Origin of the sequence: Ensifer sp. NM-2, from assembly GCF_003024455.1 — a bacterium.
GTDB lineage: Bacteria > Pseudomonadota > Alphaproteobacteria > Rhizobiales > Rhizobiaceae > Ensifer > Ensifer canadensis.
In genome coordinates this window covers 1-23008 of the sequence record NZ_PVZR01000026.1, presented here as the reverse complement: position 1 = coordinate 23008, position 23008 = coordinate 1, and the positions used below count along the sequence as shown (strand labels likewise).

The following is a 23008-nucleotide window of genomic DNA, read 5'->3' as shown; positions in this document are numbered from 1 at the left end:
AGGACCCATGGCCCAAGTCGCAGAAAAACTCGACACGCCGCCGCCCGAGAATGAAGGCGCCAAACCCATCAACGGTCGCGTCGATGCCATCGATGGGGGACGCCTGTTCGGCTGGGCGCACGATCCCGCCGCCCCCGGCCAACGGCTCAAAGTGCGCGTCCTCCTCGATGGCGCACCGGTCGCCGAAGCGATCGCCGACCGCAATCGCCCGGACCTCAAGCGAAACGGGATCGGTGACGGCCAGCACGCATTCGAAATCGCCCTGCCTGAGGCGGTACAGAAGCGCAGCCGCGATCTCGTCGTCATGGCGTTTACGGGAGACGGAGCGGGGCAGCCCCTGCGCGTGCCACAACCAGACGAACAGGCAGCCGAAGCGCTGATCGCAGCACCATTGACCAGGGTGCTCGACAAACTGGACGTGCTGATGGCTGCGCAGCGTCAGCTGCAGATTTCCCAACGTTCGCTGCAGCGCGTACCTCATATCGGTGCAGATGCGGCGGAAACCGACGGAGCGGCAGACCCGAGCGCCGGCATCGACGGCCTTCGTGCCGAGATGAGCCGACGGCTCGACGATCTGGACGTGCATCTGCTGCGAATGGATGGCGTCGTGGCGGGCATGGAGAAGACACTCTCCACACTTCAAAAACGGGCGGGCGGCGAGACCAGGCCGCTCGTGTTGCTTCTCTTCGTCCTCATGGGATTTGCAGCCGGAGCGCTGCTGGCATTGCTGGCAAGATGATGATGCGGCAGACGATGGCGAACGATGAAAGACCCGCTGGCACCAACGGCACCCGCGCCGCGGGGGCACCCTTGCGCTTCGGCAAGGGTCGGGCCGTTTCCGCTCGGATCGATCAGGAAACCATGCTCGTCCTTGGCAGCGGACGAGCCAGGGGCCACGCTGTTTCCGTCAGGGCCGATGGCGCAAAGCCCGCGCGAGACGGCGCTTCTGTTGCAAGCTGGCCCTTGTCTGCATCGTCGCCGTCGGCGACGCACGGTTTTGCGGCGCTCCTGACGCAACCGAAGCCCGATGTGCCCATCTCGCTGATCGACGTTGACGATGGGCGCATCAGCGAGCGCTTCATCGTTGCCCCCAGACCGATTTCGATCGAAGATGCCGCAACCCTTATTGCGCAGACCGCAGCAGGAGAAACGGCCGTCGTCGTCAGTCGCCTCGCCGATCAGCTCATGGCGCAGCCGGGCAACCGCAACAGGGTTTTCGCCGGACTTTCGCTGATCAAGGCACTGCAGCCGTCCGACGGCTTCATCGAACTGGTCGGAGAGACCCATGACGGCGTCATCGTCATCATGGGCTGGAGCCGCGCATTCGTTCCCGGCCGTTGCCAAGCCTATCTGCTAGCCGGCGCAACGACCGTCGCCGATTGTTTCGTCGCCAGTTTTGCCCGGCCGGATATACCGGAGGGCGAACTGGGCTTCGTCGCCGTTCTGGAAACGGGCGGGAGGGTGCGCGCCGACGCGCTCAAAGGCATCGTCTACAATGCCGGCGGAGGCTGGCACCTGACACCGGCGCATTCGCGCGTGCAGATCAGCGCGGCCCTGGACACTCCGGACCACATCCGGTCCGTGCTGCTCGAAGCCCGGGCAACGCCAGAGGCCATGCTGCGCCTGCGTTCGGCGGCAAACGGGTTCACCGGCAAGGACACAATATCGAGCCTTCCATACCCGGTTCGCCTGGACGTTGACCGGGTGTTCGAAACCGATGAAGGCGACATGCTGATTTCGGGCTGGCTGCTCGACCCGGAGCACCATGTTTCCTCCGTCAAACTGCGGCGGCCGGGCGCAGAGGCCAGGCTCGACGACATCTGGACGCGCCTGGATCGGCTCGACGTTTCGCAAAGCTTCGCCGATCAACCCGCATTCCGGGCATCGCTCGACAGCGACGATCAGGCCCACGGATTTGTCGCCCATGCGAGACTGCCTGGCGGCAATCTCGACGCTACACCCTATCTTGAACTGACCTTGAGAGAAGGTCGGCGCGCGTTTCTGCCCTTGACACCCAAGCGGATGCCGGCGCGACGGGCCGCAATCCAGCAATTGTCTTTGTTCGATGCCGCCAACTGGGCGCTGCCGGCGATCGTCGATCACCAGATCGTCCCGCTTCTCTCCAAGGCCGCCTGCGCCGCGCCGCGCATGGAAACGATCATCGACGTCGGGGTGTTCGACGAAAATGCCGGCGTTCCCATCATCGTCGGCTCCACCGTCGGAATGCCGGAAGTCGGCCCGCTCCTCGCATTGTTTGCGCTCGACCCGCAGACGCGCTGCGCTCCGCTCGTGATCGTTGTCAGCAAGCCGGCCTTCCAGAGGGATCTCGTCCGTCTTAGACAGCTGGCACGGTTTTATGGTCTCTCGGTCCGCCTGGTCTGCGCGGCCGCGGCACAAGATCGCTTCGATCTGCTGTCCGTCGGGGCGGAGGTGGTTTCATGCGACACGATCGTAACCATGGCGGGCTCACTCGTCCCTACCGGCAAAGGCTGGTACGACGCACTGACGGCAGTCGGAGAGGCCCACGTCGGAAGCGTGATTTCGCCGATGCTTGCCTATGACGATCACTCGGTGAAATGGGCAGGAAGCTGGCTCTCCGAGGACGGCGATCAACTGCTGCTCGATCGCTATGCCGGTTATCCGCTGATGGCGATTGCGGCACTGCAATTGACGCGGGTCGACGTCGCGTCGCTCGAATGCTGCATCATGCCGCGTGCGGTCCTGAACGACGCGATGCGCGATTGCGGCGTCTATCTCGGCTCAAAACAGAAGGCCTGCGAAATCGGGCTCCGGATCAACCGGGCAGGCACCGCTGCCTACTTGCTGCCATCGATCCAATTGCTCGGCTGCGACGAGCCGATGTCGGGAGAGCAGAACGGCAAGCTTGCCGCGCTCGCCGAGCGCATCGATGTCGAAATCCTCAAGTCGCGGTGGCGAAGTGCTCACCAGAACCAAAGATCGTTTGACAGGGTTTCCGCATGAGGGAGCAAAAGCTTCGCGTCCTGGTGATCTCGCATGCGCACCCCTCGTTTTCGCTTGGAGGGGCGGAGATCGCTTCGCACAACCTGCATCGCGGCCTGAACGCGATGGAAGGTGTCGAATCCGTGTATCTGGCGGCCGCCTCCCCGCCACTGCAACGACACGCCTCGTCGGCGCTGATGAGTGCGCGCCTGCCGCAGGAAGAGGTGTTGTTCCACACCGATGCCTATGATCATTTTCACCTCGCGAATGAGGACGTCGAGTCGATCGAGCGTGATCTCCTGCGCTTCGTGCGCGATGTGAAACCGGATGTCATTCATTTCCATCACGTTCTGGGTTTCGGTCTCGAGGCCCTCTATGCGGTGCGCTCCGCACTGCCAGACGCGGCAATCCTTCTCACCCTTCATGAATTCGTGCCGATCTGCCACAACCACGGCCAGATGGTAAAACGCCCGACGGGTCAGCTTTGCGAGCAGGCTTCGCCGACCGCCTGCAACAGCTGCTTTCCGGATATTCCGGCATCAAGGTTCCTCCGGCGTGAGGCGCTCGTGCGCACCATGCTCCTCGATATGGTCGACGCGTTCGTTGCGCCGAGCGCCTTTCTCGCCAAGCGCTATGCGGAGTGGGGCGTAGATCGCCAACGCATTCACGTCATCGAAAACGGAATCATGGGCGAGGAAGCGACACCCGCGCGCGAACTTGCGCGAAGCGACGCGCGTCGCAACCGCTTCGCCTTCTTCGGCCAGATGACGCCGTTCAAGGGCGTCGACGTGCTGATCGATGCCATCGGCCGCGTACCGGATGAGATCTGGGGCGATGACGCCTACCTGATGATCTTCGGCGCCAATCTCGAGCGCCAACCGGCCGAATTCCAGGCGCGGATGAAGAAGCTGATCGAGCGAGCCGGTCGTCGGGTGCGCTTCTACGGCAGCTACCAGAATGCCGATCTGCCGAAGCTCATGCGATCCGTCGATTGGGTGATCTTCCCATCGATCTGGTGGGAGAACTCACCCGTCGTTATCCAGGAAGCGCTGCTGCACCGCCGACCGATCATCTGCTCTGACATTGGCGGCATGGCCGAGAAAGTTCGCGATGGCGCCGATGGCCTGCATTTTCGCGCCGGCAACGGCCAGCACCTCGCGGATCGGATCGTCGAGGTGCTGAACGACGACACGGTCTGGGACCGCTTGCGCAGCAGCATGCGCGGTCCCTTCAGCTCCAAGGATTGCGCACGGGAACACCTCGGCGTCTATCGCAGCCTGCTGCGCGAGAAAGACGGTGCCGCGCAACGCGAACATCGCGTCGAGATGCGCGTCTCGTCACAGTTCCAATGACGGATTAAGCTTTTGGCACGCATATTAGTCATGATCCCCGCCGGTGAAGTCTACGCACATGACAGCGTTCGCTGGTATCAACATCAAGACATCCAGTCTCACATCAACCACTACCACAATATGGGCGATGCCTTCGTCTTCGACTCGTCGCTGAAACTGCTGCGGTTCGAACAACTCGGTGTGCTCGAAATATCGGAATTCAGGCCACGCGACATCGCCCGGCTTCGCGAGGAATACGATTACGTGTTCCTGCGCGGATCAAATTACATTCACGACGCCATGAACTGGGAGGCGGCAGCAACGGTCCTGAAGGCGCTCGGCCTGCCAGTGATCGGCTTTGGCATCGGTGCACAGGCTCCGGTGGATGGAAAAATCAGGCTCTCCGACGATACGCGCGCCGTTCTGCGCCTGATGTCGGAATCGACGACATCAATCGGTGTGCGGGGTGCCTATTCGGCCGAAGTTCTGTGGGATCTCGGCATCCGCAACGTCCGGATCATCGGATGCCCGACCGCCTTCCGCCAGAACGATCCGGAACTGCGCATCACGCTGCCGCCGCTCGAACAGGTCCGCAAGGTCGGGGTCACCGTCAGGCGAGAAGTCTCCGACGCCTATGCCAAGGACATTGAACGCTATCTCGGCTTCCACCGCGAACTGGTGAAAACCATGGCCGGGCGCTTCGAGACCGTGCTGTTGACGCAGGGCGAGGTCGAGGAAAAGAAGCTTGTCCTGGGAGACGAGGCCCAGCGCGAAGAAGCACTCGCCGCGCTCAAGGCCGACCATTGGACATCGTCCTGGTATCTCGATGAGGTGATGCTGCGCCTCTACCAGCAAAGGCTGTTCTATTCCGATGTGGTTGCCGATTACGAACGGCTGATCCGCGCCCAGGACCTGGTGCTCGGCTACCGCCTGCACGGCAATCTCATGGCGCTGGCGAATGGGGTTCCGTCGATCTACTGCACCTATGACAGCCGAACGGCCGAGTTCTGCGACACATTCAAGATCCCCAGTTTCGACATCTTCGGGCAGCAGGCGTTCCGCCTCGAGAACTATTGGGACCAGGCCCTCTTCGACAGGTACAACCGTGCCTGGTTCCAAACCTACGGCGAAATGTACCGCTTCCTCACTGAGAATGGTGTCGAGCACAAGATGCACGACATCCTCAAATCCCCACCCGCAAAAATCTCCCGAGTTGCTTGAAGCGAAAAGGTGCTGACATGCAGAACAAAGTGCGCAAGGCGATCATCCCGGCCGCCGGATTCGGTACGCGAATGCTGCCGGCGACAAAAAGCGTTCCCAAGGAACTGCTGCCGATCGTTGATCGGCCGATCCTCGACTACATCGTCAGCGAGGCGTTTGCCGCAGGCATCGAACACGTCATCATCGTCACCGGCCGCATGAAGGGTGCGATCGAGGATTATTTCGATCACGCATTCGAGGTCGACGCAACGCTGCGGCGAGCCGGCAAGAACCCGCTTGCCGATCGGCTGGCGACGGCAACGCCTGATGTCGGCAGCATCTCATTCGTGCGTCAGCAACAGGCGCGTGGCCTTGGCCACGCCGTCTGGACGGCGCGCCACATCGTCGGCGACGAACCTTTCGCCGTGCTGCTGCCGGATATGCTGATGGTCGATCACGAACCCTGCCTCCAATCGATGACGACCCTTCACCAGCGACATGGCGGCAATGTCGTGGCGGTCGAACGGTGCTTGCCGGAAGAGGCTCACAAATTCGGCATCGTTTCCCTGAAGCAGACCATTGGGGGCGCACTGGTCGATGGCCTCGTGGAAAAACCGGCCCCGGGCACGGCGCCGAGCAACCTGTTTATCTCAGGGCGCTACATTCTGCAGCCGGAGATCTTCAACATCCTCGAAAACCAGGAGCCGGGTGCAGGCGGCGAGATCCAGTTGACCGACGCGATGATCACCCTGATGAAAGACCAGGAAATTCGCGCTTTCGAATTCGGCGGCCGCACGTTCGACTGCGGAAATCCGACCGGCTTCGTCGCGGCCAACCTGCACATGGCAATGGCGCGCGCCGACATTGCAGCAGGGATCTCCGGCGAGATGCATGCACTGATGACGCCCCTGCGCGCAATCGCCTGATGACGCTACGCCGCAAGGAGCGGCCGTGCCGCCAGGTTGCGCAATCTGTGTTCATGGCGGCGGCGTTTAAGGATAAAAACATGCAGCAGTTCAAAGGGCTACAGCGACCTTTTCGCGTCTAATAAGACGTGCGGCGCTGTAGAACATCAAAAGGCCCGCAGACATTCCTGTTTGCGGGCCTTGTTTGATTTGGCTGTCAATCTCTTCCGGATTTTCAACGATCACGAGACCGGAGAATCCTTGGCGCCCCGTTATCTGCCGACCACGATCAACTGTCTGGCCCCGCCGAATGGCGGGCCACAACGGTCAATTCACGGGTGCCGGAGGAAGCGTTTCGCGGATCTGATCGATCTTGCCGACGTCAGGCCCGACGCCAAGGACATCCTTGGCTTCGTCGAGCATATCATCGGTTACGACACCGTCTTTCGAGAAGCCGGCAAGCGCATCGCGCAGAGCCTCATCGCTGAGGGCTGGGTCGCTTGGGATGGCGTCCACGCCGTTCTCAGCCTCAAACTCTGCATAGGCGATGGCGTAGGCGGCAACCGCGGCCATACGGGGATCGTTCGAGTTGAGATAAGCGTGATAGTTGCGGTTCAGCGAGCGCAGTCCCGGCGTGCCGACGCCAGCTTCAATTGGCTCCACCTTGGTCAACTTGTCGGCCTTGGCAGCTTTTTTCGCGGTGTCCGGGACTTTTTTGCCACGTGTGAACAATGATTTCCACGTCGGCGTGTCGCTGGCGCTGGCCTTGCCCGACCGGGTGTCCTTGCTTGCACGCGCGGTTCCCGATTTTCCATGGCTGGAACCTGAGCCCCCGCCATGGTTGCCGCCATTTCCATTTCCATTACCACCGCCGCCGCCGCCACCGGAATTGCCATGGCCTTCCTTGGCCAGGGCTGCGCCCGCCGCACCGACCATACCGCCTACCGCGGGGGCAACGACCAGACTCAGCGCCAAGGCGCCACGAGCGATTGCTTTCGCGAAAACCATAAGAAACTCCTCTTCGAATAGCCGCGGCACCGACTTCGATGAAGGCCGCGTTTGTAGAGAAGCGTAACTTATCTTGGGCAAAAGGGAGCTACTATGCCCCCCGGACCATTGCGGCGGCCTATAGGACCTTGGTCCTGTCCGGCAGACAGCCTAAGGTCCGATAAGGATTGAGAACCGTGCCACGGCATTGACCAGCCTGCCCAAGCGTTTAGGTTAACGTGGGTTTGTTGTACCACAGCGACGCTGGCGACCAGCAGTCGATACCGGGAAATTTCGTGCGCGCCACCCAACTCATCAAAAATTGGAACGCCCGCTCACTGGCATCGCAGTTCCTGCTTATCGGCGGCCTTGTTGCAGCGGCTGCAATGGTGCTGGTTGGGGCGTTTGTTTCACGCCTTATCGAGGAGGCCGTCACTCGCAACTCCGCCGCAACCACGGCTCTCTATGTGGACAGTGTGATCGCACCGTTGTTGCCCGATATGCAGACGACCCAGATACTCGACGGCGGTGTCGCGCGCGCGCTCGACGAAACCCTTGGTCAGGGCGCCTTGGGAGACCGTCTCGTGTCCTTCCGCCTTTGGCGGGCAGACGGCACGGTTCTGTATTCAAGCGACGAAGCCCAGATTGGAAAACGGCTCGAGCTCAGCGACGAGTTGCGAACGGCATTCTCCGGCAGGATGGTGGCGCTCTTCGATCAATCAGGGGAGCAGTCAGACAAACGCCCAGCCGACATGCCGATCCTTGAGATCTACAATCCGGTGCTGCAACCGTGGTCGGGAGAGGTCGTTGCAGTTTCTGAATTTCATGAGGTCTCCTATGATTTCCAACACGGCTTGAATCAAGCGCGCTTCTATACCTGGTTAGCGGTCGCAGCCTTTACGCTTGCTTTTTTCGTGGTTCTCTCTGCGATCGTGCTGCGAGGCAGCCGGACCATTGAGACGCAGCGCCATGCGCTCAAGGATCGGATCGCCCAGCTTTCAGCGCTGCTCGCGCAGAACGAAGCTCTACGTGGGCGGCTCCAGCGGGCCTCGCAGCGCACGGCGGCGCTCAACGAAAGTCATCTGCGCCGCATCGGTGCTGATCTGCACGACGGGCCTGCGCAACTGCTGGCCTTCGCCTCCCTGCGGCTCGACAGCGATGCTTTGACGAACCCGAAAACACCCGGAGCGACGCGCGAGCGCAGCATCGCCGAAATCAAGGAAAGCCTCGATGAAGCAATGCAGGAGATCCGAACGATCTGCAGCGGTCTTGTTCTGCCGCAGATAGAAACAGCGACCCTGCCCGAGATCTTGAAGCGGGTCGTTCACGCCCATCAGCAGCGAACGGAAACGACCGTGGAGCTGTCAGTTTTCGACCCGCCTGATCACCTCGCTCTGTCCGCCAAAATCTGCATCTACCGCTTCGTGCAGGAAGCGCTCAACAACGCGTACCGCCATGGCGGCGGCGTCGGCCAGCGTGTCTCACAATCGACGGTGGGTGCGCAGGTGATGGTCGAGGTCGGGGACAATGGGCCTGGCTTCAACCCGGATCGCGTCGAGCCAACGGGCCTTGGCCTTGAGGGTTTAAGGGAACGAATCGAAAGTTTGGGTGGAGCCTTCGAGATTAAAGTCTCAACAACTGGCACCGTTGTTCGTATGACAATCAGCACCGAGGAGACAAAAGCGGTATGAAGACAGCGATACGCATAGCCGTGGTCGATGACCATCCCTTGTTTCGAGAGGGCGTAACAAGAAGCCTGCTGGAGATCGGCGGCTTCGAAATCGTTGCCGAGGGGAGTTCCAGGGATGATGCCCTGCTTATTGCCGAGAATCTGCGTCCCGATGTCATGCTGCTGGACATATCCATGCCGGGGGGCGGCTTGAACGCAATCCCACCTATCCTCGAGTTATCGCCGTCGCAAAAAATCATCATGCTGACCGTTTCCGAAACGAGCGACGATGTCACTGCAGCCCTCGAACGAGGGGCGCTGGGATATGTGCTGAAGGGCGTAGGTGGCCGAGCCCTGGCGGAAATCATACGCAACGTCGCCACGGGCGAGAGCTATGTCACTCCGGCGCTCTCGGCCAAACTTCTCTCCAATCGGACGCGCGGTCCATCAAACCTGTCGGCCCTAGTCGCCAGCCTGACCGCGCGTGAACATGAAGTGCTGCAGTTGGTGGCCGCAGGCATGAGCAACAAGCACGTCGCCCGGAAACTCGAACTTCAGGAAAAGACAGTAAAGCACCATATGACGCAGATCATGGCCAAGCTCAGTGTCACCAACCGAACCGAGGCTGCCATGGTGCTGCGCGACGCGGCCGATTGGCGTCCCCTCACTGAATGAGGGACTGAATTCGTTTCAAGTCCGCCAGGGTCGCCTTTCGGTTGATGATCGTGCGCCCCCGCGCATCCTTCATTATGTAGCGGCCGTTATTGATCTCCTCGCTCATACCATCGGCATGGCGCACGCCGACCCTGGAAGCACCGCCGCCGGCACCCTTCGAATTGCCACGGGCGTTGCCGCCGCTCGAGTTGCCTTTTCCAGACCTGCCCCCTCCGTTTCCTCCGCCGTTACCACCGCCATTTCCTCCACCACTTCCTCCGCCATTTCCTCCACCGTTACTACCGCCGCCGCCGCCGCCCCCACCATTGCCGTTATTCTCCCCGCTCTTGGCAAAAGCGGCCTGGGGAACAAGTTCCAGCAACGAGCCGGCAGGGCCGAGGGTATATGGAAGGGCTGTGGCGAACAGACAAACGGCTCCCGAACTGACTGCGGTAAGAAACTTCCGACGCGTAGGCATGACATCTCCTAAGTACAGAACTTTGCCCGGGCTTCGACAGGTTGTCGAGATTGGGCATGCTCTGCCAGACCACAATCCGGCGGTCGATAGCATGAGTTCAACCGAGACAACCGCCTCGACAAACCCCTGTAAATGAAAGCCCTGATCGCTGAAACGCGTTGGGCCAGGGCGCCGCGAACGACCCGTGGCAGGCTTTCAGTGCGGACCTTCGGCTTTGCCGGCACGGTCCACCTTCTCAATACAGGACATGAGCCGCATTTCAATATCGCGACACAGAACTTCAAACTCCCGGATCGCATCCTGCCGCGGATGCGTTTCTAGCTGTAGCCTGTGCAGTTCCGTGACCGCCAGGTTGTAGGCTTGGCAAAGGTCAAGAAGAGACTCCAGAACATGTGTCCTGGGCGCCAGTTCTTGCCCGAGCGTCGGAGAAAGAAGTCGGCTCAGAGAGTTCTTGATCCTCATTTTCGTGACACCAGCCCAACATGCTGTCAGCGTGCGGAACAAGCGGGCCTGTGTCAAAGCGGACTGAAGTCGGATCAGGAGTAGGACCAAAGTCCGCCGGACGCGCTTTCTCGACAGCGGAAGAACGGGTTTTCCCCGCGGCCGTCTTGAATTTGCACGCCGAGCGCGAATATTCAGGCGGCAGTTATGCCGTTTTGGTGCATTTCCCTGGTACATTCTATGCGGTGCATAAAGTTGTAGATACCTAGGAAAGGGAATATGCATAAAACCGCACTAGACCGATTATCGTCAGTGAATCGGGAGCTGGATGCATGCAGAGAGAGTTACCATTCAACGGGCAGAGGGATTGGCGGATCGTGCGCTATGTCCTGGCCGGCATCGTTGGTTTCGCCGTACTCGCCCAGGTTCTGGTTTATCTCAGCCTGGTCGCTCTCGTCGACCGGCCCTATGCGGCAGCGATGGTCGGCGCGGCCTTGATTTCCTTGCTGATGGGTGTGCCGCTGATCGTCGTCGCGGCCATGCAGTTTCGCCGGGCCCAGCGCCTCCGCAACCAGATCAACCACGTCGTTGCCCATGACGCCACGACCGGCTGCGTTACCGGCCGCGGGCTCGTCCAGCATGTTAATGGTCTCGAGCGCCGCCGTCAGCGCGGTGCCGAGGAGCTTCACGGGGCTCTCATCCATCTGCGGATCAACAATCTCGACGATGTCGGCGCCGCTTTCGGCCCGGAATGGAGTGATGAACTGCTCCAATTCGTCGCCTCCACCATCAGCACCTCGGTGCGGCGCGACGATGTCGTCGCGCGAACCGGTCCAGCGAGCTTCGACGTCCTGTTGGTGGGTGCGACCGAAGCTGATGCAGAGCAGGTTTGCACACGCCTGACGAAAGCGCTGACCTCGTCGCATTTCGCTGCCGACGGCAGCAAGGTCGATCTTGCCTTCAGCGTTGGCGGTGCGTTGTTCGACGGCAGCGTTGACCTGGAGCAGCTGCGCCGCACTGCCGCTTCCGAGGCCGTTGCTGTTGCGGCGACTCAGAGCGTCGGTTTTGTCCGCCTGCCCTCGGCTTGAATCAATGTGGGCGCTGGCGCTCACGTTAGGTGAAGATACAACCTTGCGCGCGGCGACTGAGATTCAGCGGCTGAATTCGCACCTGCATTGAGTTGTAGACGGCAACTTAGTCGCTCAAATCCTGAAGACGCGATGCGCGATCGGTTCTATTTCAATAGCTTAACGGATCCCGGCTTAAAGGGCGCGATTGTTCCATTTTTGCAACATGACCGTGCGAAAGGCTGGGATACTCTTGCACCACCCCAAAAGTGGTGGCCGCCTTTTATTACAGCTGTATTATTTAGCGATAAATTTCTGCAGTTGTAATGTGCGCTTGGATTTGCAAGCGTGACGTACTGATTGCGAGGGGGATAGTATTGAACGTGGGGAAAACCTTTAAGGGCGGGTTGTTTTCTATTCTGCTCGCGTCAACCGTGTTTGCGGGCGGTGCGGCCGATGCGATGACGCTCAGGGAAGCGCTTCAAATCGCGATGGAATCGAACCCGGAGATCGGGCAGTCGATGGAGAACCGCGAGGCGATCGAGTTCGAACTGCGGCAGGCCCGCGGTCTCTACCTGCCGAGCCTCGATGTGGAAGCTTCCACGGGCGTGCAACACCTCGAGGACGAAGCACGACGGCTCGGCTCCATCGAAAACGACCCGCTCTATCCTTCCGATGTCGGTCTAACAGTCACTCAGAAGCTCTTTGACGGCGGTGGTCGTCGTGCCGAACTGGAGCGGCAGGCAGCACGCGTCGACAGCGCCTCCTTCCGTGTGCTGGAACGTTCCGAAACCATTGGGTTGCAGATCGTCCGCGAGTACTTCGAGTATATTCTTCAGCAGCAGATCGTGGCGGAGGCCCGCAAGAACGTCGGCGTTCATCAGTCGATCCTATCGGATATCAGCTCGCTGATTTCAGGTGGAACGTTGACTGATGCGGATCGCCAACAGGCCAGTGAACGCCTGCTTTCCGCAAAGGCCCGCCTATTGGAAGCGGAGGAAGCGCTCGATACCGTCAAGATCAGCTTCAATCGCCTGGTGGGCCAGCCGCTTACCAAGCCGTCGATGCCGAAGTCGGTTGCGAACGTCTTGCCGAAAACGCTGGAGACGGCGATCGGCATCGCCCGCGGCAACAACCCGCGCATCAAGGCTGCCGATTCCGACATCAGTGTCGCGGACTCGCAGGTAAAGGCTGCGCGCTCGAGCATGTTTCCGGAGGTCTTTGCCGAAGGAAGCGTGCGCTCCGGAAACGATATCGACGGCGCGACCGGCAATTCCTGGGACGCGCAAGCGCGGATCGTCGCAAAATGGAATCTCTATCGTGGCGGCATAGACATCGCCAACGAGCAGGAACAGATGCGCCGGGCGAGCGAGCAGCGGCTGGTCTTCCACCAGGCGCATCGCGAGGTCGAGGAGGCCGTTCGCATTTCCTGGGAACGCCGCACGAGCCAGTATGACATTTCGCGCACGCTGAATGCACAGGCCCAGATGAACGTGCAGATCGTCGAGTCCTATCGCGAGCAGCTCAAGGTCGGCCAGCGCTCGCTGCTCGACGTGCTGGGCGCGCAGAACGCACGTTTCAATGTCAGCGTCCTGGCGAAAACATCGCAATATGCAGCCTTGTTTGCCGAATATCGCCTGCTTGCCGCAACTGGCCAGCTCCTGGCGACGATGCAGATCAAAGCACCGGCTCAATCCGAAGCCTATGCGCGCACCGAGTTCAATGTTCCGGACACGCCTGCTACGGAAACCTATCGCCGTGTTCCGTCGCGCCAGACGAACGATTTGCCGCTCGACTTGTTGGCGCCGATCCGGCAGAAATGATAGTCCTCGTGAGGGCGGACACAACCGGTGGTGATGCAAGCTATTGACAGGCATGCGCAGATTGGCCCGTCCTTGACTGGCTTTTCCGAGGCGTTCAAGGAGATTTGCGTCTTCTTGAACCGCCCCTCGTCAGACAGTGTGCTCTATTCCGACGTGCCCTTCGACGCCCGGTCGCCGAGCGCCGAAGACGTTTCCCGCATAGCTGAGCGCGTTGGCCTGGAGACGGAGCTTGTTTCCACGCGGGCCCTTGCCAATCGCGATTTCGTGTTCCCGCTGCTGCTCGTCTTTCGCGATGGCAGCGCCACGGCGTTGTTGGAGGAGGCGCCGGACGGGACTCTCAGTCTTTCGAACAAATTGGCAAGGCCCGACGAGACGGCGGTGAAGCTGTCCGATCTGCAACTCGGCGGGCTCGCCTATGCCGCATCGTTCTCGGCGACCTATTTGAACGCGGCTGCCGGCCGGGGTGTTGGCGAGGCGCGCAACATTGACCGCCGGCACTGGCTGACTTCGACGATCAAGCCCTTCTGGCAAGCCTATGTCCAGGTGGCGATCGCGACATTCTTCATCAACGTCCTGGCGCTCGCCGCGCCGCTGTTCACGATGAACGTGTACGATCGCATCCTGCCGAACAAGGCGATCGCGACGCTCTGGGTCCTGGCGCTGGGCATCAGCACCGCCATCCTTTTCGATTTCCTATTGAAGACCGTACGCGCGGCGCTGATCGACTACGCCGGCCGCAAGGCCGATCTGAAACTCTCCTACATGCTATTCGAGAAGATTCTGCATGCAACCATGGCGTCGCGGCCGCCGTCCACCGGCGAGTATGCGAACCGGGCGATGCAGTACGAATTCGTGCGGGAGTTTTTCACGTCGAATACGCTCAGCATGATCATCGACAGTCTTTTCGTCTTCGTCTTCATCGCCGCCATCTATGCGGTGGCAGGTTGGATCGCGCTCATTCCAGCGATTGCTTTTATCTTGAGCCTCATCATCGGCTACGTCGCGCAGTACAAGATCGGCAATCGCGTCGCCGCGGCATCCAACGAGTCCGCCCAGCGCCAGGCACTCCTGGTCGAAACGATCAGCGCGATCGAGACGGTGAAAACGCTGCATTCGGAAAAACAGCTGCTTCGCCGCTGGAACGAATTGGCCAAGCATTCCTCGAACACGGCCGAGAAAATCAAGGAGATTTCCTCCTGGGCGTCGCACGCGACGCAGTTCGTGCAGCAGTTGGTGACGGTCTGCATCGTCGTGGCCGGCGCCTATGAATTCACCGAAGGAAACATCTCCTCGGGCGCGATCATCGCCGCCAGCATGCTGGCCGGCCGCGCCGTCGCACCGCTCGGCCAGATTGCGATGACGCTGGCGCGACTGCGCCAGGCGCTTCTATCGCTGCGGATCCTGAATGCGGTGATGGAGCAGCCGGAGGATCGGCCCGATACGATCGGTTTCGTTAATCGCGAGATCCGCAACGGCAGCATTACCTTCGCCAATCTCGACTTCGCCTACCCGGGGACCGACCACAAAGTGGTCAGCGGCATGAACGTGGCGATCAAAGCGGGAGAGCGGGTGGGCATCATCGGCCGCATCGGTTCCGGCAAGACGACGATCGGCCGTCTGCTTGCCGGCCTCTACCCACCAAGCGCGGGGCGAATCCTGGTCGACGGCGTCGACATTCGCCAACTGCACCCCTCTGTCGTTCGCTCGGCGGTATCGTTCGTGTCGCAGAATTCTGATCTGTTCTCGGGCACGATCAAGGAAAACCTCCTGATGGCAAATCCGACCGCCAGCGATGAAGAAGTGGTGGCGGCAGCGAGGCTTGCCGGCGTGGACGAATTCGTCTCCCACCATCCGCGCGGCTATGACATGCCCGTAGGTGAACGCGGTTCTCAGCTTTCCGGCGGGCAACGCCAGGCGGTCGCCATCGCACGGCTGCTATTGCGCAAGCCGAAGGTCGTCTTCCTTGATGAACCCTCCGGGGCAATGGACCTTGCAAGCGAACGTGAGCTGATCAACAAGCTCTCCACCGTCTTCAGCAGCGATGTCACCCTTTTGATATCGACGCATCGCCATAGCATGCTGAGCCTCGTCGATCGGCTGCTGGTTCTTGACCGCGGGCGCGTCGTTGCCGATGGCCCGAAGGCTGAGGTCATCGAGCAGTTGCAAAGGCGGCCCGGTCCTGCTGGCCCAGTGGCCGGAGCCGGCCTATGATGCACGCTTTCACAAAGATGACGAAAAGACGTCGGTTCGCAAATGGCGGGAGGGGTCAGCATGACTGAGAAACCGCCGCTTGCCGCGCGCGCCGGGTTGCTTGTCATCGGCTTGCTGATCAGCTCTTTCGTCGCCTGGGCGGCGATCGCCGAGGTTGATGAGATCGCCCGCGGTGAAGGCAAGGTCATCCCCGTCTCGAAGACGCAGATTATCCAGTCGAGTGAACCCGGCATCGTGCGCGAGATCGCGGTACAGCCCGGACAGGTCGTTCGCCGCGGCGATCTGATCCTCCGGCTCGACGATACCGCGAGCGGCTCCTCCCTTGGCGAACTCGAGGCCAAGGGGCGATCGCTGCGCGCGCAAGTCGCGCGGCTCAAACTCGAGGAGACCGGGGCCTACGACGCAAAATACCAATGTCCTGAGGACATCACTAAGGTCGCGCCGGCCATATGCGCGAACGAGGAACAACTGCTTCAAGCCAAGGCCGGCAATTTCAACAACAAGCTGTCGGTCATGCAAGCGCGCGAAGGCCAGCGGCAGAAGGAGCTTGCCGAGGCGGCGGCCAATATCACCCGCCTGACAGAGAGCCTGCAGTTGACCGAGCAAGAACAGGAAATGCTCGCGCCGATGGTCAAGCGCAAGCTCGTCGCGCAAACCGAGGTGCTCAGGGTCGAGAAAGAGCTGACCGATACCCGGGGTCAGCTCGCCCTCTGGAAGGAGTCAGTCGGAAAGCTAGAGGCGGCGCTCAGGGAGGCAACCCTCCAGGTGACCGAATTGTCGCTGCAACTGAAGCAGGAGGCCCTGGCGGAAAAGACCGAGGCGCTTTCGCAACTTTCCGTTATCGAGGAAACCATCCGCGGCGCCAGCAGCCGGGTCGCCAACACCGACATTCGCTCACCAGTCGACGGCATCATCAATACGCTCGATGTCAACACAGTCGGCGCCTATGTGACGCCCGGTGGGGTGATCGCCGGCGTCGTACCGACGTCGGAGATTCTGCTCGTCGAGGCACGGCTATCTCCAAGGGACGTTGCGTTCGTGCGCGCCGGCCAGCCGGCACTGATCAAGGTCTCGGCTTATGACTTCTCGATTTACGGTGGCCTCGGCGGTGTCGTTGAGACCATCAGCGCCGACAGCCTGGTTGATCAGAACAATGGCGAAACCTACTATCTCGTGCGCGTCAAGACCGACACAGCCGCGCTGGTGAAGGATGGGCGCGAATATGCGATCATGCCCGGCATGATTGCGTCCGTGGATATCATGACCGGCAAGAAAACGATCCTTGCCTATCTGATGAAGCCGATCAACAAGGCGCGCGAGGAAGCTCTGCGGGAGCGCTGACGATGAACGAGACGCCGCCTCCCCCGTCCGACGCGGACCTGAGCGCTCTGCGGTTCCGTGTCGTCACCGTCGGCGGTCAGCGCCGCGGGATCAAACTTGAGGAGATCTATTGGCAGAGCCTTGGCGAGCTTGCCGCGCGGCAAGGCCGTAAGCTCGCGGATATCGTTGCCGCCTGCGAAACAGAACTCGAGGGCGAAGGCAACCTGACGGCGCGGCTGCGCTTTATCGCCACCCGCTACCTGCGCGACGAACTCTCGTCGGCCAAGGAGCGCAGCAATCTGGCGGTGGTTGCAGGCCAGGTCCGCGCAAGTCCGTCGCCGGCCTTTGCGCTCACGGGGAACAAGCACATCATTGCCTATAACCCCGCCTTTCTCTCCTTCGTCCAGTCACGTGTCCTGCGCTCGCACCTGCCTCAACCCGCACGGGGCTTGAAGCTCTCCTTCGACGTTCAGTTTGTCGATCTCGTGCACCGCCTCAAGGAGACCCCCGGCGAACCGCAATCGGCCGGCTTCACCATCGGCGCGCAGGGACAGATCACGCGGGGCAAGTTTACCGCCGCCCTCGCTCCGCTCTCCGACCAGGACGTCATCATCGGCTTTATTCTGGCCTGATCCAATGCGACCGCCGCTGCGACAGCGTAGTTAAAATGGCGACCCTTTCGAGCGGTCACCCATTCGACGAAAGGCGTTGCGTTTGGAGATGAGGTTTAGCGAAGCGCGACACCCTCTCCGGGCATGACATCGGACAGAGGTGCGGCCGAAGCGACCTTGTCGCCGGTCGACCTGACGCCGTGGATCCAGGAGCGGTCGGCGCTGACCGAGAAGAGCGGCTGGTAGTTGGGCAGAGCACGGTCGGGCTTCACCTCGTCGCTCAAATTGTCGAGAATGAAGTGGCCCTGGCTCGTCGTGATCGCGAGCACCGCGTGATAGAGGTTGCGTCGGACATCGCGCAGAACGACGACCGACATGGCTTCCGGCGGCAGGCCGGCCGCCTTCAGAGCCGCCATCTTCAGGATGGCATAGTCTTCGCAGTCGCCCTTGCCGCGGGCGAGAATTTCGTCCGGCGTTGCCCAATAATCCTTGGAGCCGTAGTTCTCAGCGTCCGGCTGGTAGCGGACAAGCCGGTTCACCGTCCGGTTGATGCCGCTGATCTTCTGCCGGAAGGCGAGGCCGTTGGCGTTTTCGATCGCCCTGCCGAGGATGCCGCGAGCGGCACAACCACTCTCGTTGGCGCAGTGGTCGAAATCGGCTGCCGCGACCGCCGGAAAGACGGTTTTCCATTTGCGGGCCACGGGGATCGAAGAGACGCGGAAGGCGACGGAATGGAAAACGGCGGAGGGCGTCGACTGCGCCGGTGTTTGGCCACCGAGGTTGGTGCCTGCCGTCACCGCCACTTTCTGCACCCGCTGCCGCTTGAGCCCTTCGGAGGCTTGCTTCGACCAGGTGCCGATTGCCTCAGTGGCGACGGCCGCCAGCGGACTCGCGAGGCTCAGCATCTGCTGGAAGACGCCGGGCTGGAGCATGCCGGGCTGTCCGGCCTGCACAGAGGATATCGCTGAAAGCGATGCCAGGCCGATCGCAAACACCGAAGTCTTCAGGTATTTTTCGCAGTGCTTCCAGCTCTTCTTGTTCATCGCCGTGTCTCTCGGTTGCATGGAGACACTCTACGAATCAAAAGAAAAATGCAGGTAAAGCCGTATGTATTATTTAGTATGTGCCACGCCAATACGTTTTATGTAAAATTTTATTCAAACTTTATACTTGTGTATGCTTTTGGAGCACTGACGGATTCGTTTATAGAAGTCGCCGACTCCGTCATCATGAAAGCGATCGCCAGCCCGGAGCATGCCGTTTGGCACCTGTGCCGGTTGTTTCATGAGGATGCGTTCAACGGAACGTCTTGCAACGCGGCCAGTTGCGATTGACGGGCGCATTTTGCCACTGTTCTCTGTGACATCAGGGCTTCTTTTTATAGCTCAGGCGGCCCGGATGGGGCATTCGTTTCGAACCCATGACCAGAACTATTAAAATTGCGTCAATCTAACCAATTTTGGGTATTAGCATATCATATTATGCTGTTTTTCTCTAATCCCTTCGATGCCGATTGCGGCTGCACAAGGTTGATGTTCTCTTGCCCGCAAAGGTCGAGGGGTATTTTCTATGGCAACCGCAGGCACCACAAATTCCAACGATGCCGCCGCAAACCCGGCAGAGGCAATCGAGTACCGCGACGCACCGGATGGCAAAGCCGGCCGGTTGGTAGCACAGACCGGTGGTGGCGCGACGGACGAGCCGCAGCTCCTGGACCAGGCAACCGGCGCTCCGGTGAAGGGCGCTGAGAACGCGCTCCAAACGCCGCCGATGCCGGCGACGGTCAGCGCCGATGCTTCAAATGTCGTGCACCTCCCTGCAGGCGCATCGATCGAAAAGATCCAGGTGGTCGGCACTGATATCGTTTTAGAACAGCCTGATGGCTCTACAATCACGATCCAGAACGCCGCATTGAAAGTTCCGACCTTCGTCATCGGCGACGCCGAAATCCCCCGCGAAACCCTCGTGGCGGTGCTCGGCGAAAACGGTATCAACGTCGCCGCGGGGCCGGATGGCACCATCAGCGTCGTGTCGAACCAAAGCAGCGGCGGGGATCTCTCCGATGCGACCGGCGACATCGGCCAGGCCGGGCCGGTCATCGACTTGCTCGCCCCGACCGCCCTGGAGTTTCCTGCGCTTGAAGCGACCGAGCGTCTGCCCTTCGCGCTTGACCCCAACGATGACCCGTCGATCACCCCCGACTCCAAAGATAATCCAGGCGGCATCGCGGTGAGCGACAGGCAAGTCGACGAAGCCGGCCTCGCAGTCGGATCGCGTGCGGGCGATGGCAGTGCGTCGGTCAGCGGTGTGTTTGCCCTCACCGATCCGGACGGGCTTGACGACATCGCTGGCCTGACCGTCAACGGTCAGACGTTCGCCATCGGCGGTCTCGTCGGGCAAACGGTTGTGGGTCAATTCGGTACATTGACCATCACCGGCTACAACCCGCTTACCGGTGTGGCGGATTACACCTACGAGCTGACGAGCGCAGTCACGAGTTCCGGGGTCAATCCCGGGACGAATATCGAGCAGGACCGGGACATCTTCGACCTCACGGTCACCGATCACGATGGTGCCGGCGGTTCGGCCACCCTCCAGATCGATATCATCGACGACGTTCCAGTGATCGGGATCACCGATCCGGCCGCGCCGAGCGTGGTGGAAGGCCAGACGCTTGCCGGCAGTTGGACGCTTTCGGCAGGTGCCGATGGCGTCGGCACAGTCGACGTGACGGCCGGCAACACAACGCAGACGCTGACCTTGACGGCGGGCCAGTCGGTGGCGTTTGCGCTTGCCGAGGGCACGCTGACGGTCAATGCCGACAACACCTGGACGTTTGCAGCGGCCAGCAACCTCAACAATGCCGGCGGCGTCAATGTCAGCTTCACGCTGTCGGCCAAGGATGCCGACAACGACACGACGAGCGACAGCCAGACGATCACGGTGACGGACGGCGCCGGCCCGACAGTCAATCCGCTTGCGGCTTCCGCATCGCTTGCACTCGACGACCAGAACCTGGCCGACGGCAGCACGCCGGGCGCCGACGCCAGCAGCGGCACGATCGGCTTCGTGGCCGGTTCGGATGCGATCGCCACCATCGTGTTCGGCGACACCAGCACCCTCACCGGTGCGCTGACCTGGGATAGGGTCTCCGACACCCAGATCGTAGGTAAGGCCGGCGGCGTGACCATCGTCACCCTCGACCTGGTGCGCAGCGGCGACAGCGCGACGGTGACGGCGACACTTACCGACAACTATGCCAGCCATCCCGGCGTCAATGCCGACGATCTCGCCGCACTCGGCTCGGTCAAGGTCATCGCTTCCGACACGGACGGCGACACGGCGGAAGGCACCGTCTCCGTCTCGGTCTCCGACGACGTTGCGACGGCTGCAGCGGACACGGATAGCGCGACCGAAGATGGTGTGCTCGTTGCGGATGGCAATGTGCTGACCGGCTCGGGTGGCACGGATGCCAATGGTACGGACGGTGTCAAGGACGTGCGGGGGGCAGACGGGGCGTCGGTCACGGCCGTATCGTCTGGCGACGCGGCGGGCGTGGTTGGTGGCGCAACGGTCGGCCAGTTCGGTACGCTGGTTTTGGGCGCTGACGGCAGCTACACCTATACACTGAACAACGCTCATGGCGCCGTCCAAGGTCTTGCTGCGGGCCAGACAGTGACGGATACGTTCAGTTACGAGATCACTGATGGCGATGGCGACAAATCGTCGACGACGGTGACGATCACCATCACCGGCACCAACGACGTTCCGGTAATCACCTCTGCGGTGCAGAGCGGTTCGGTGACGGAGATCGCCGACGGTGCTGCGGGCGAGAATGCGACAACGCATGCGCAGAATGGTGCGGTAACCTTTGCCGACGTCGATGCGCTCGACACGCACAGCGCAACTTTCACCGCACAGGGCGCCAGCTACCTCGGCACTTTCGCGCTCGGCGCGGTGAACCAGGCGGGTGACTCGGTCGGCTGGAGCTTCGAGGTCGCCGACGGCGTGCTCGACAGCCTACAGGCCGGCCAGACGCTGACGCAGAAGTACGATGTGACCGTCGACGACGGCCATGGCGGCACGGCAGTGCAGACGGTGACGATCACGATCACCGGCACCAACGACGTTCCGGTAATCACCTCTGCGGTGCAGAGCGGTTCGGTGACGGAGATCGCCGACGGTGTTGCGGGCGAGAATGCGACAACGCATGCGCAGAACGGCGCGGTAACCTTTGCCGACGTCGATGCGCTCGACACGCACAGCGCAACTTTCACCGCACAGGGCGCCAGCTACCTCGGCACCTTCGCGCTGGCGGCGGTGAACCAGGCGGGTGGCTCGGTCGGCTGGAGCTTCGAGGTCGCCGACGGCGTGCTGGACTCGCTACAGGCCGGCCAGACGCTGACGCAGAAGTACGATGTGACCGTCGACGACGGCCATGGCGGCACGGCAGTGCAGACGGTGACGATCGTCATCACCGGCACCAACGACGCCCCGGTGATCACGTCCGGTTGGCAGCTTGGCGGCGTGGTGGAACGGTTTGACGGTACCGTGGGCGAAAATGCGGTAACGCATGCGCAGAACGGCGCGGTAACCTTTGCTGACGTCGATACGCTCGACGCGCACAGCGCCAGCTTCGCAGCGGGGGGCAGTGGCTATCTCGGTACCTTCTCGCTCGGCGTGCTGAATCAGGCGACCGACAAGGTCGGCTGGAACTTCCAGGTTGCCGACGGTGCGCTCGACTCGCTGCAGGCAGGCCAGATCCTGATGCAGAAGTATGACGTAACCATCGATGACGGCCATGGCGGCACGGCGACGCAGACGGTTACGATCGTAATCCTAGGGACGAACGACGCACCGGTGATCACGTCCGGTACACAAAGCGCTACCGTGACGGAGCGTGCTGACGGGGCGGCCGGCGAAAATGCGGTCGTCCATGCGCAGAATGGTGCGGTAACCTTTGCCGACGTCGATACGCTCGACACCCACAGCACCAGCTTCTGGCCGCAAGGCGGCGGTTATCTCGGCACCTTCGCGCTCGGCGCGGTGAACCAGGCGACTGATACGGTCGGCTGGAACTTCAAGGTTGCCGACGGCGTGCTGGACTCGCTACAGGCCGGCCAGACGCTGACGCAGAAGTACACCGTGCTCGTCAATGACGGCCATGGCGGCGTCGCGACACAAACGGTGACGATCGTGATCACCGGCACGAATGACGCACCGGTGATCACCTCTGCGGTGCAGAGCGGTGCGGTGACGGAACGAGCTGATAACGCGGTCGGTGAGAATGCGGTTGTGCATGTGCAGGGCGGCGCGGTCACTTTTGCCGACGTCGACACGCTCGACACCC

Annotated in this window: 17 protein-coding genes; 13 read left to right on the top strand and 4 right to left on the bottom strand. The window is 61.3% G+C overall.

All coding sequences use genetic code 11. The annotated features are described in order from the left end of the window. Positions 1 to 7: 7 nt before the first annotated feature. Genes C6558_RS32825 through C6558_RS32805 form a run of 5 tightly spaced genes read left to right on the top strand, consistent with a single transcriptional unit; the run spans position 8 to position 6418 of the window. Entirely contained in the window at positions 8 to 739 is a 732-nt protein-coding gene (locus C6558_RS32825) for a hypothetical protein (protein WP_057208333.1), read from the top strand. A gap of 14 nt (positions 740 to 753) precedes the next feature. Next, on the top strand, positions 754 to 2982 hold the full coding sequence (locus tag C6558_RS32820) for a hypothetical protein (RefSeq protein WP_146160939.1): 2229 nt from the start codon (positions 754 to 756) through the stop codon (positions 2980 to 2982). Then, positions 2979 to 4313: a glycosyltransferase family 4 protein gene (locus C6558_RS32815; protein WP_057217277.1), complete on the top strand. Its 1335-nt coding sequence runs from the start codon at positions 2979 to 2981 to the stop codon at positions 4311 to 4313. Before C6558_RS32820 ends, C6558_RS32815 begins: the two co-directional genes overlap by 4 nt. A gap of 12 nt (positions 4314 to 4325) precedes the next feature. After that, entirely contained in the window at positions 4326 to 5513 is a 1188-nt protein-coding gene (locus tag C6558_RS32810) for a polysaccharide pyruvyl transferase family protein (RefSeq protein WP_057217278.1), read from the top strand. Between the two features lie 17 nt (positions 5514 to 5530). Further along, positions 5531 to 6418, top strand: a complete 888-nt coding sequence (locus C6558_RS32805; RefSeq protein WP_057208339.1) for a UTP--glucose-1-phosphate uridylyltransferase — start codon at positions 5531 to 5533, stop codon at positions 6416 to 6418. 306 nt (positions 6419 to 6724) lie between these two features. Here the strand turns inward: C6558_RS32805 and C6558_RS32800 are convergent, their stop codons facing one another. Then, complete coding sequence (locus tag C6558_RS32800; RefSeq protein ID WP_057217279.1) at positions 6725 to 7405, bottom strand: hypothetical protein; 681 nt, start codon at positions 7403 to 7405, stop codon at positions 6725 to 6727. 275 nt (positions 7406 to 7680) lie between these two features. Here C6558_RS32800 and C6558_RS32795 point away from each other — a divergent pair, with 275 nt between their 5' ends. Both C6558_RS32795 and C6558_RS32790 read left to right on the top strand, forming a co-directional pair. Then, positions 7681 to 9075, top strand: coding sequence for a sensor histidine kinase (locus C6558_RS32795; RefSeq protein WP_057217280.1), 1395 nt, complete (start codon positions 7681 to 7683; stop codon positions 9073 to 9075). Continuing rightward, on the top strand, positions 9072 to 9728 hold the full coding sequence (locus C6558_RS32790; protein ID WP_057208345.1) for a response regulator transcription factor: 657 nt from the start codon (positions 9072 to 9074) through the stop codon (positions 9726 to 9728). The genes C6558_RS32795 and C6558_RS32790 overlap by 4 nt, the downstream gene beginning before the upstream one ends. On the opposite strand, the gene C6558_RS40115 is transcribed toward C6558_RS32790, so the two are convergent. Further along, a complete protein-coding gene (locus C6558_RS40115; RefSeq protein ID WP_057217281.1) occupies positions 9718 to 10185 on the bottom strand; it encodes a hypothetical protein in 468 nt (155 codons plus the stop codon). The genes C6558_RS32790 and C6558_RS40115 overlap by 11 nt on opposite strands. 195 nt (positions 10186 to 10380) lie before the next feature. Next, positions 10381 to 10647 (bottom strand): hypothetical protein, encoded by a 267-nt coding sequence (locus C6558_RS39795; protein WP_146160938.1) that lies wholly within the window; start codon positions 10645 to 10647, stop codon positions 10381 to 10383. Between the two features lie 311 nt (positions 10648 to 10958). On the opposite strand from C6558_RS39795, the gene C6558_RS32775 reads away from it, so the two are divergent. From C6558_RS32775 to C6558_RS32755, 5 genes are all read left to right on the top strand, one after another. After that, a complete protein-coding gene (locus C6558_RS32775) occupies positions 10959 to 11714 on the top strand; it encodes a GGDEF domain-containing protein (protein WP_082557407.1) in 756 nt (251 codons plus the stop codon). A gap of 356 nt (positions 11715 to 12070) precedes the next feature. Further along, positions 12071 to 13516, top strand: a complete 1446-nt coding sequence (locus tag C6558_RS32770; protein ID WP_057217284.1) for a TolC family outer membrane protein — start codon at positions 12071 to 12073, stop codon at positions 13514 to 13516. Between the two features lie 33 nt (positions 13517 to 13549). After that, positions 13550 to 15727, top strand: coding sequence for a type I secretion system permease/ATPase (locus tag C6558_RS32765; protein WP_057217285.1), 2178 nt, complete (start codon positions 13550 to 13552; stop codon positions 15725 to 15727). A gap of 60 nt (positions 15728 to 15787) precedes the next feature. Then, positions 15788 to 17068: an HlyD family type I secretion periplasmic adaptor subunit gene (locus tag C6558_RS32760; RefSeq protein ID WP_082557409.1), complete on the top strand. Its 1281-nt coding sequence runs from the start codon at positions 15788 to 15790 to the stop codon at positions 17066 to 17068. A 2-nt stretch (positions 17069 to 17070) separates the two neighbouring features. Next, entirely contained in the window at positions 17071 to 17679 is a 609-nt protein-coding gene (locus tag C6558_RS32755) for a ribbon-helix-helix domain-containing protein (RefSeq protein ID WP_057217287.1), read from the top strand. A 95-nt stretch (positions 17680 to 17774) separates the two neighbouring features. Here C6558_RS32755 and C6558_RS32750 read toward each other — a convergent pair whose 3' ends face one another. Continuing rightward, positions 17775 to 18722 (bottom strand): transglutaminase-like cysteine peptidase, encoded by a 948-nt coding sequence (locus C6558_RS32750; protein ID WP_225906502.1) that lies wholly within the window; start codon positions 18720 to 18722, stop codon positions 17775 to 17777. Positions 18723 to 19227: 505 nt separating this feature from the next. Between C6558_RS32750 and C6558_RS32740 the strand changes: the two genes are divergently transcribed. Then, positions 19228 to 23008 (top strand): VCBS domain-containing protein (locus C6558_RS32740; RefSeq protein WP_199197092.1); only part of this gene is annotated, 3781 nt, incomplete at its 3' end.

Coding starts and splice junctions, on each gene's coding strand:
- C6558_RS32825 (WP_057208333.1), top strand. CDS start 8: ATGGCCCAAGTCGCAGAAAAACTCGACACGCCGCCGCCCGAGAATGAA.
- C6558_RS32820 (WP_146160939.1), top strand. CDS start 754: ATGGCGAACGATGAAAGACCCGCTGGCACCAACGGCACCCGCGCCGCG.
- C6558_RS32815 (WP_057217277.1), top strand. CDS start 2,979: ATGAGGGAGCAAAAGCTTCGCGTCCTGGTGATCTCGCATGCGCACCCC.
- C6558_RS32805 (WP_057208339.1), top strand. CDS start 5,531: ATGCAGAACAAAGTGCGCAAGGCGATCATCCCGGCCGCCGGATTCGGT.
- C6558_RS32800 (WP_057217279.1), bottom strand. CDS start 7,405: ATGGTTTTCGCGAAAGCAATCGCTCGTGGCGCCTTGGCGCTGAGTCTG.
- C6558_RS32790 (WP_057208345.1), top strand. CDS start 9,072: ATGAAGACAGCGATACGCATAGCCGTGGTCGATGACCATCCCTTGTTT.
- C6558_RS40115 (WP_057217281.1), bottom strand. CDS start 10,185: ATGCCTACGCGTCGGAAGTTTCTTACCGCAGTCAGTTCGGGAGCCGTT.
- C6558_RS39795 (WP_146160938.1), bottom strand. CDS start 10,647: ATGAGGATCAAGAACTCTCTGAGCCGACTTCTTTCTCCGACGCTCGGG.
- C6558_RS32775 (WP_082557407.1), top strand. CDS start 10,959: ATGCAGAGAGAGTTACCATTCAACGGGCAGAGGGATTGGCGGATCGTG.
- C6558_RS32765 (WP_057217285.1), top strand. CDS start 13,550: ATGCAAGCTATTGACAGGCATGCGCAGATTGGCCCGTCCTTGACTGGC.
- C6558_RS32760 (WP_082557409.1), top strand. CDS start 15,788: ATGACTGAGAAACCGCCGCTTGCCGCGCGCGCCGGGTTGCTTGTCATC.
- C6558_RS32755 (WP_057217287.1), top strand. CDS start 17,071: ATGAACGAGACGCCGCCTCCCCCGTCCGACGCGGACCTGAGCGCTCTG.
- C6558_RS32750 (WP_225906502.1), bottom strand. CDS start 18,722: ATGCAACCGAGAGACACGGCGATGAACAAGAAGAGCTGGAAGCACTGC.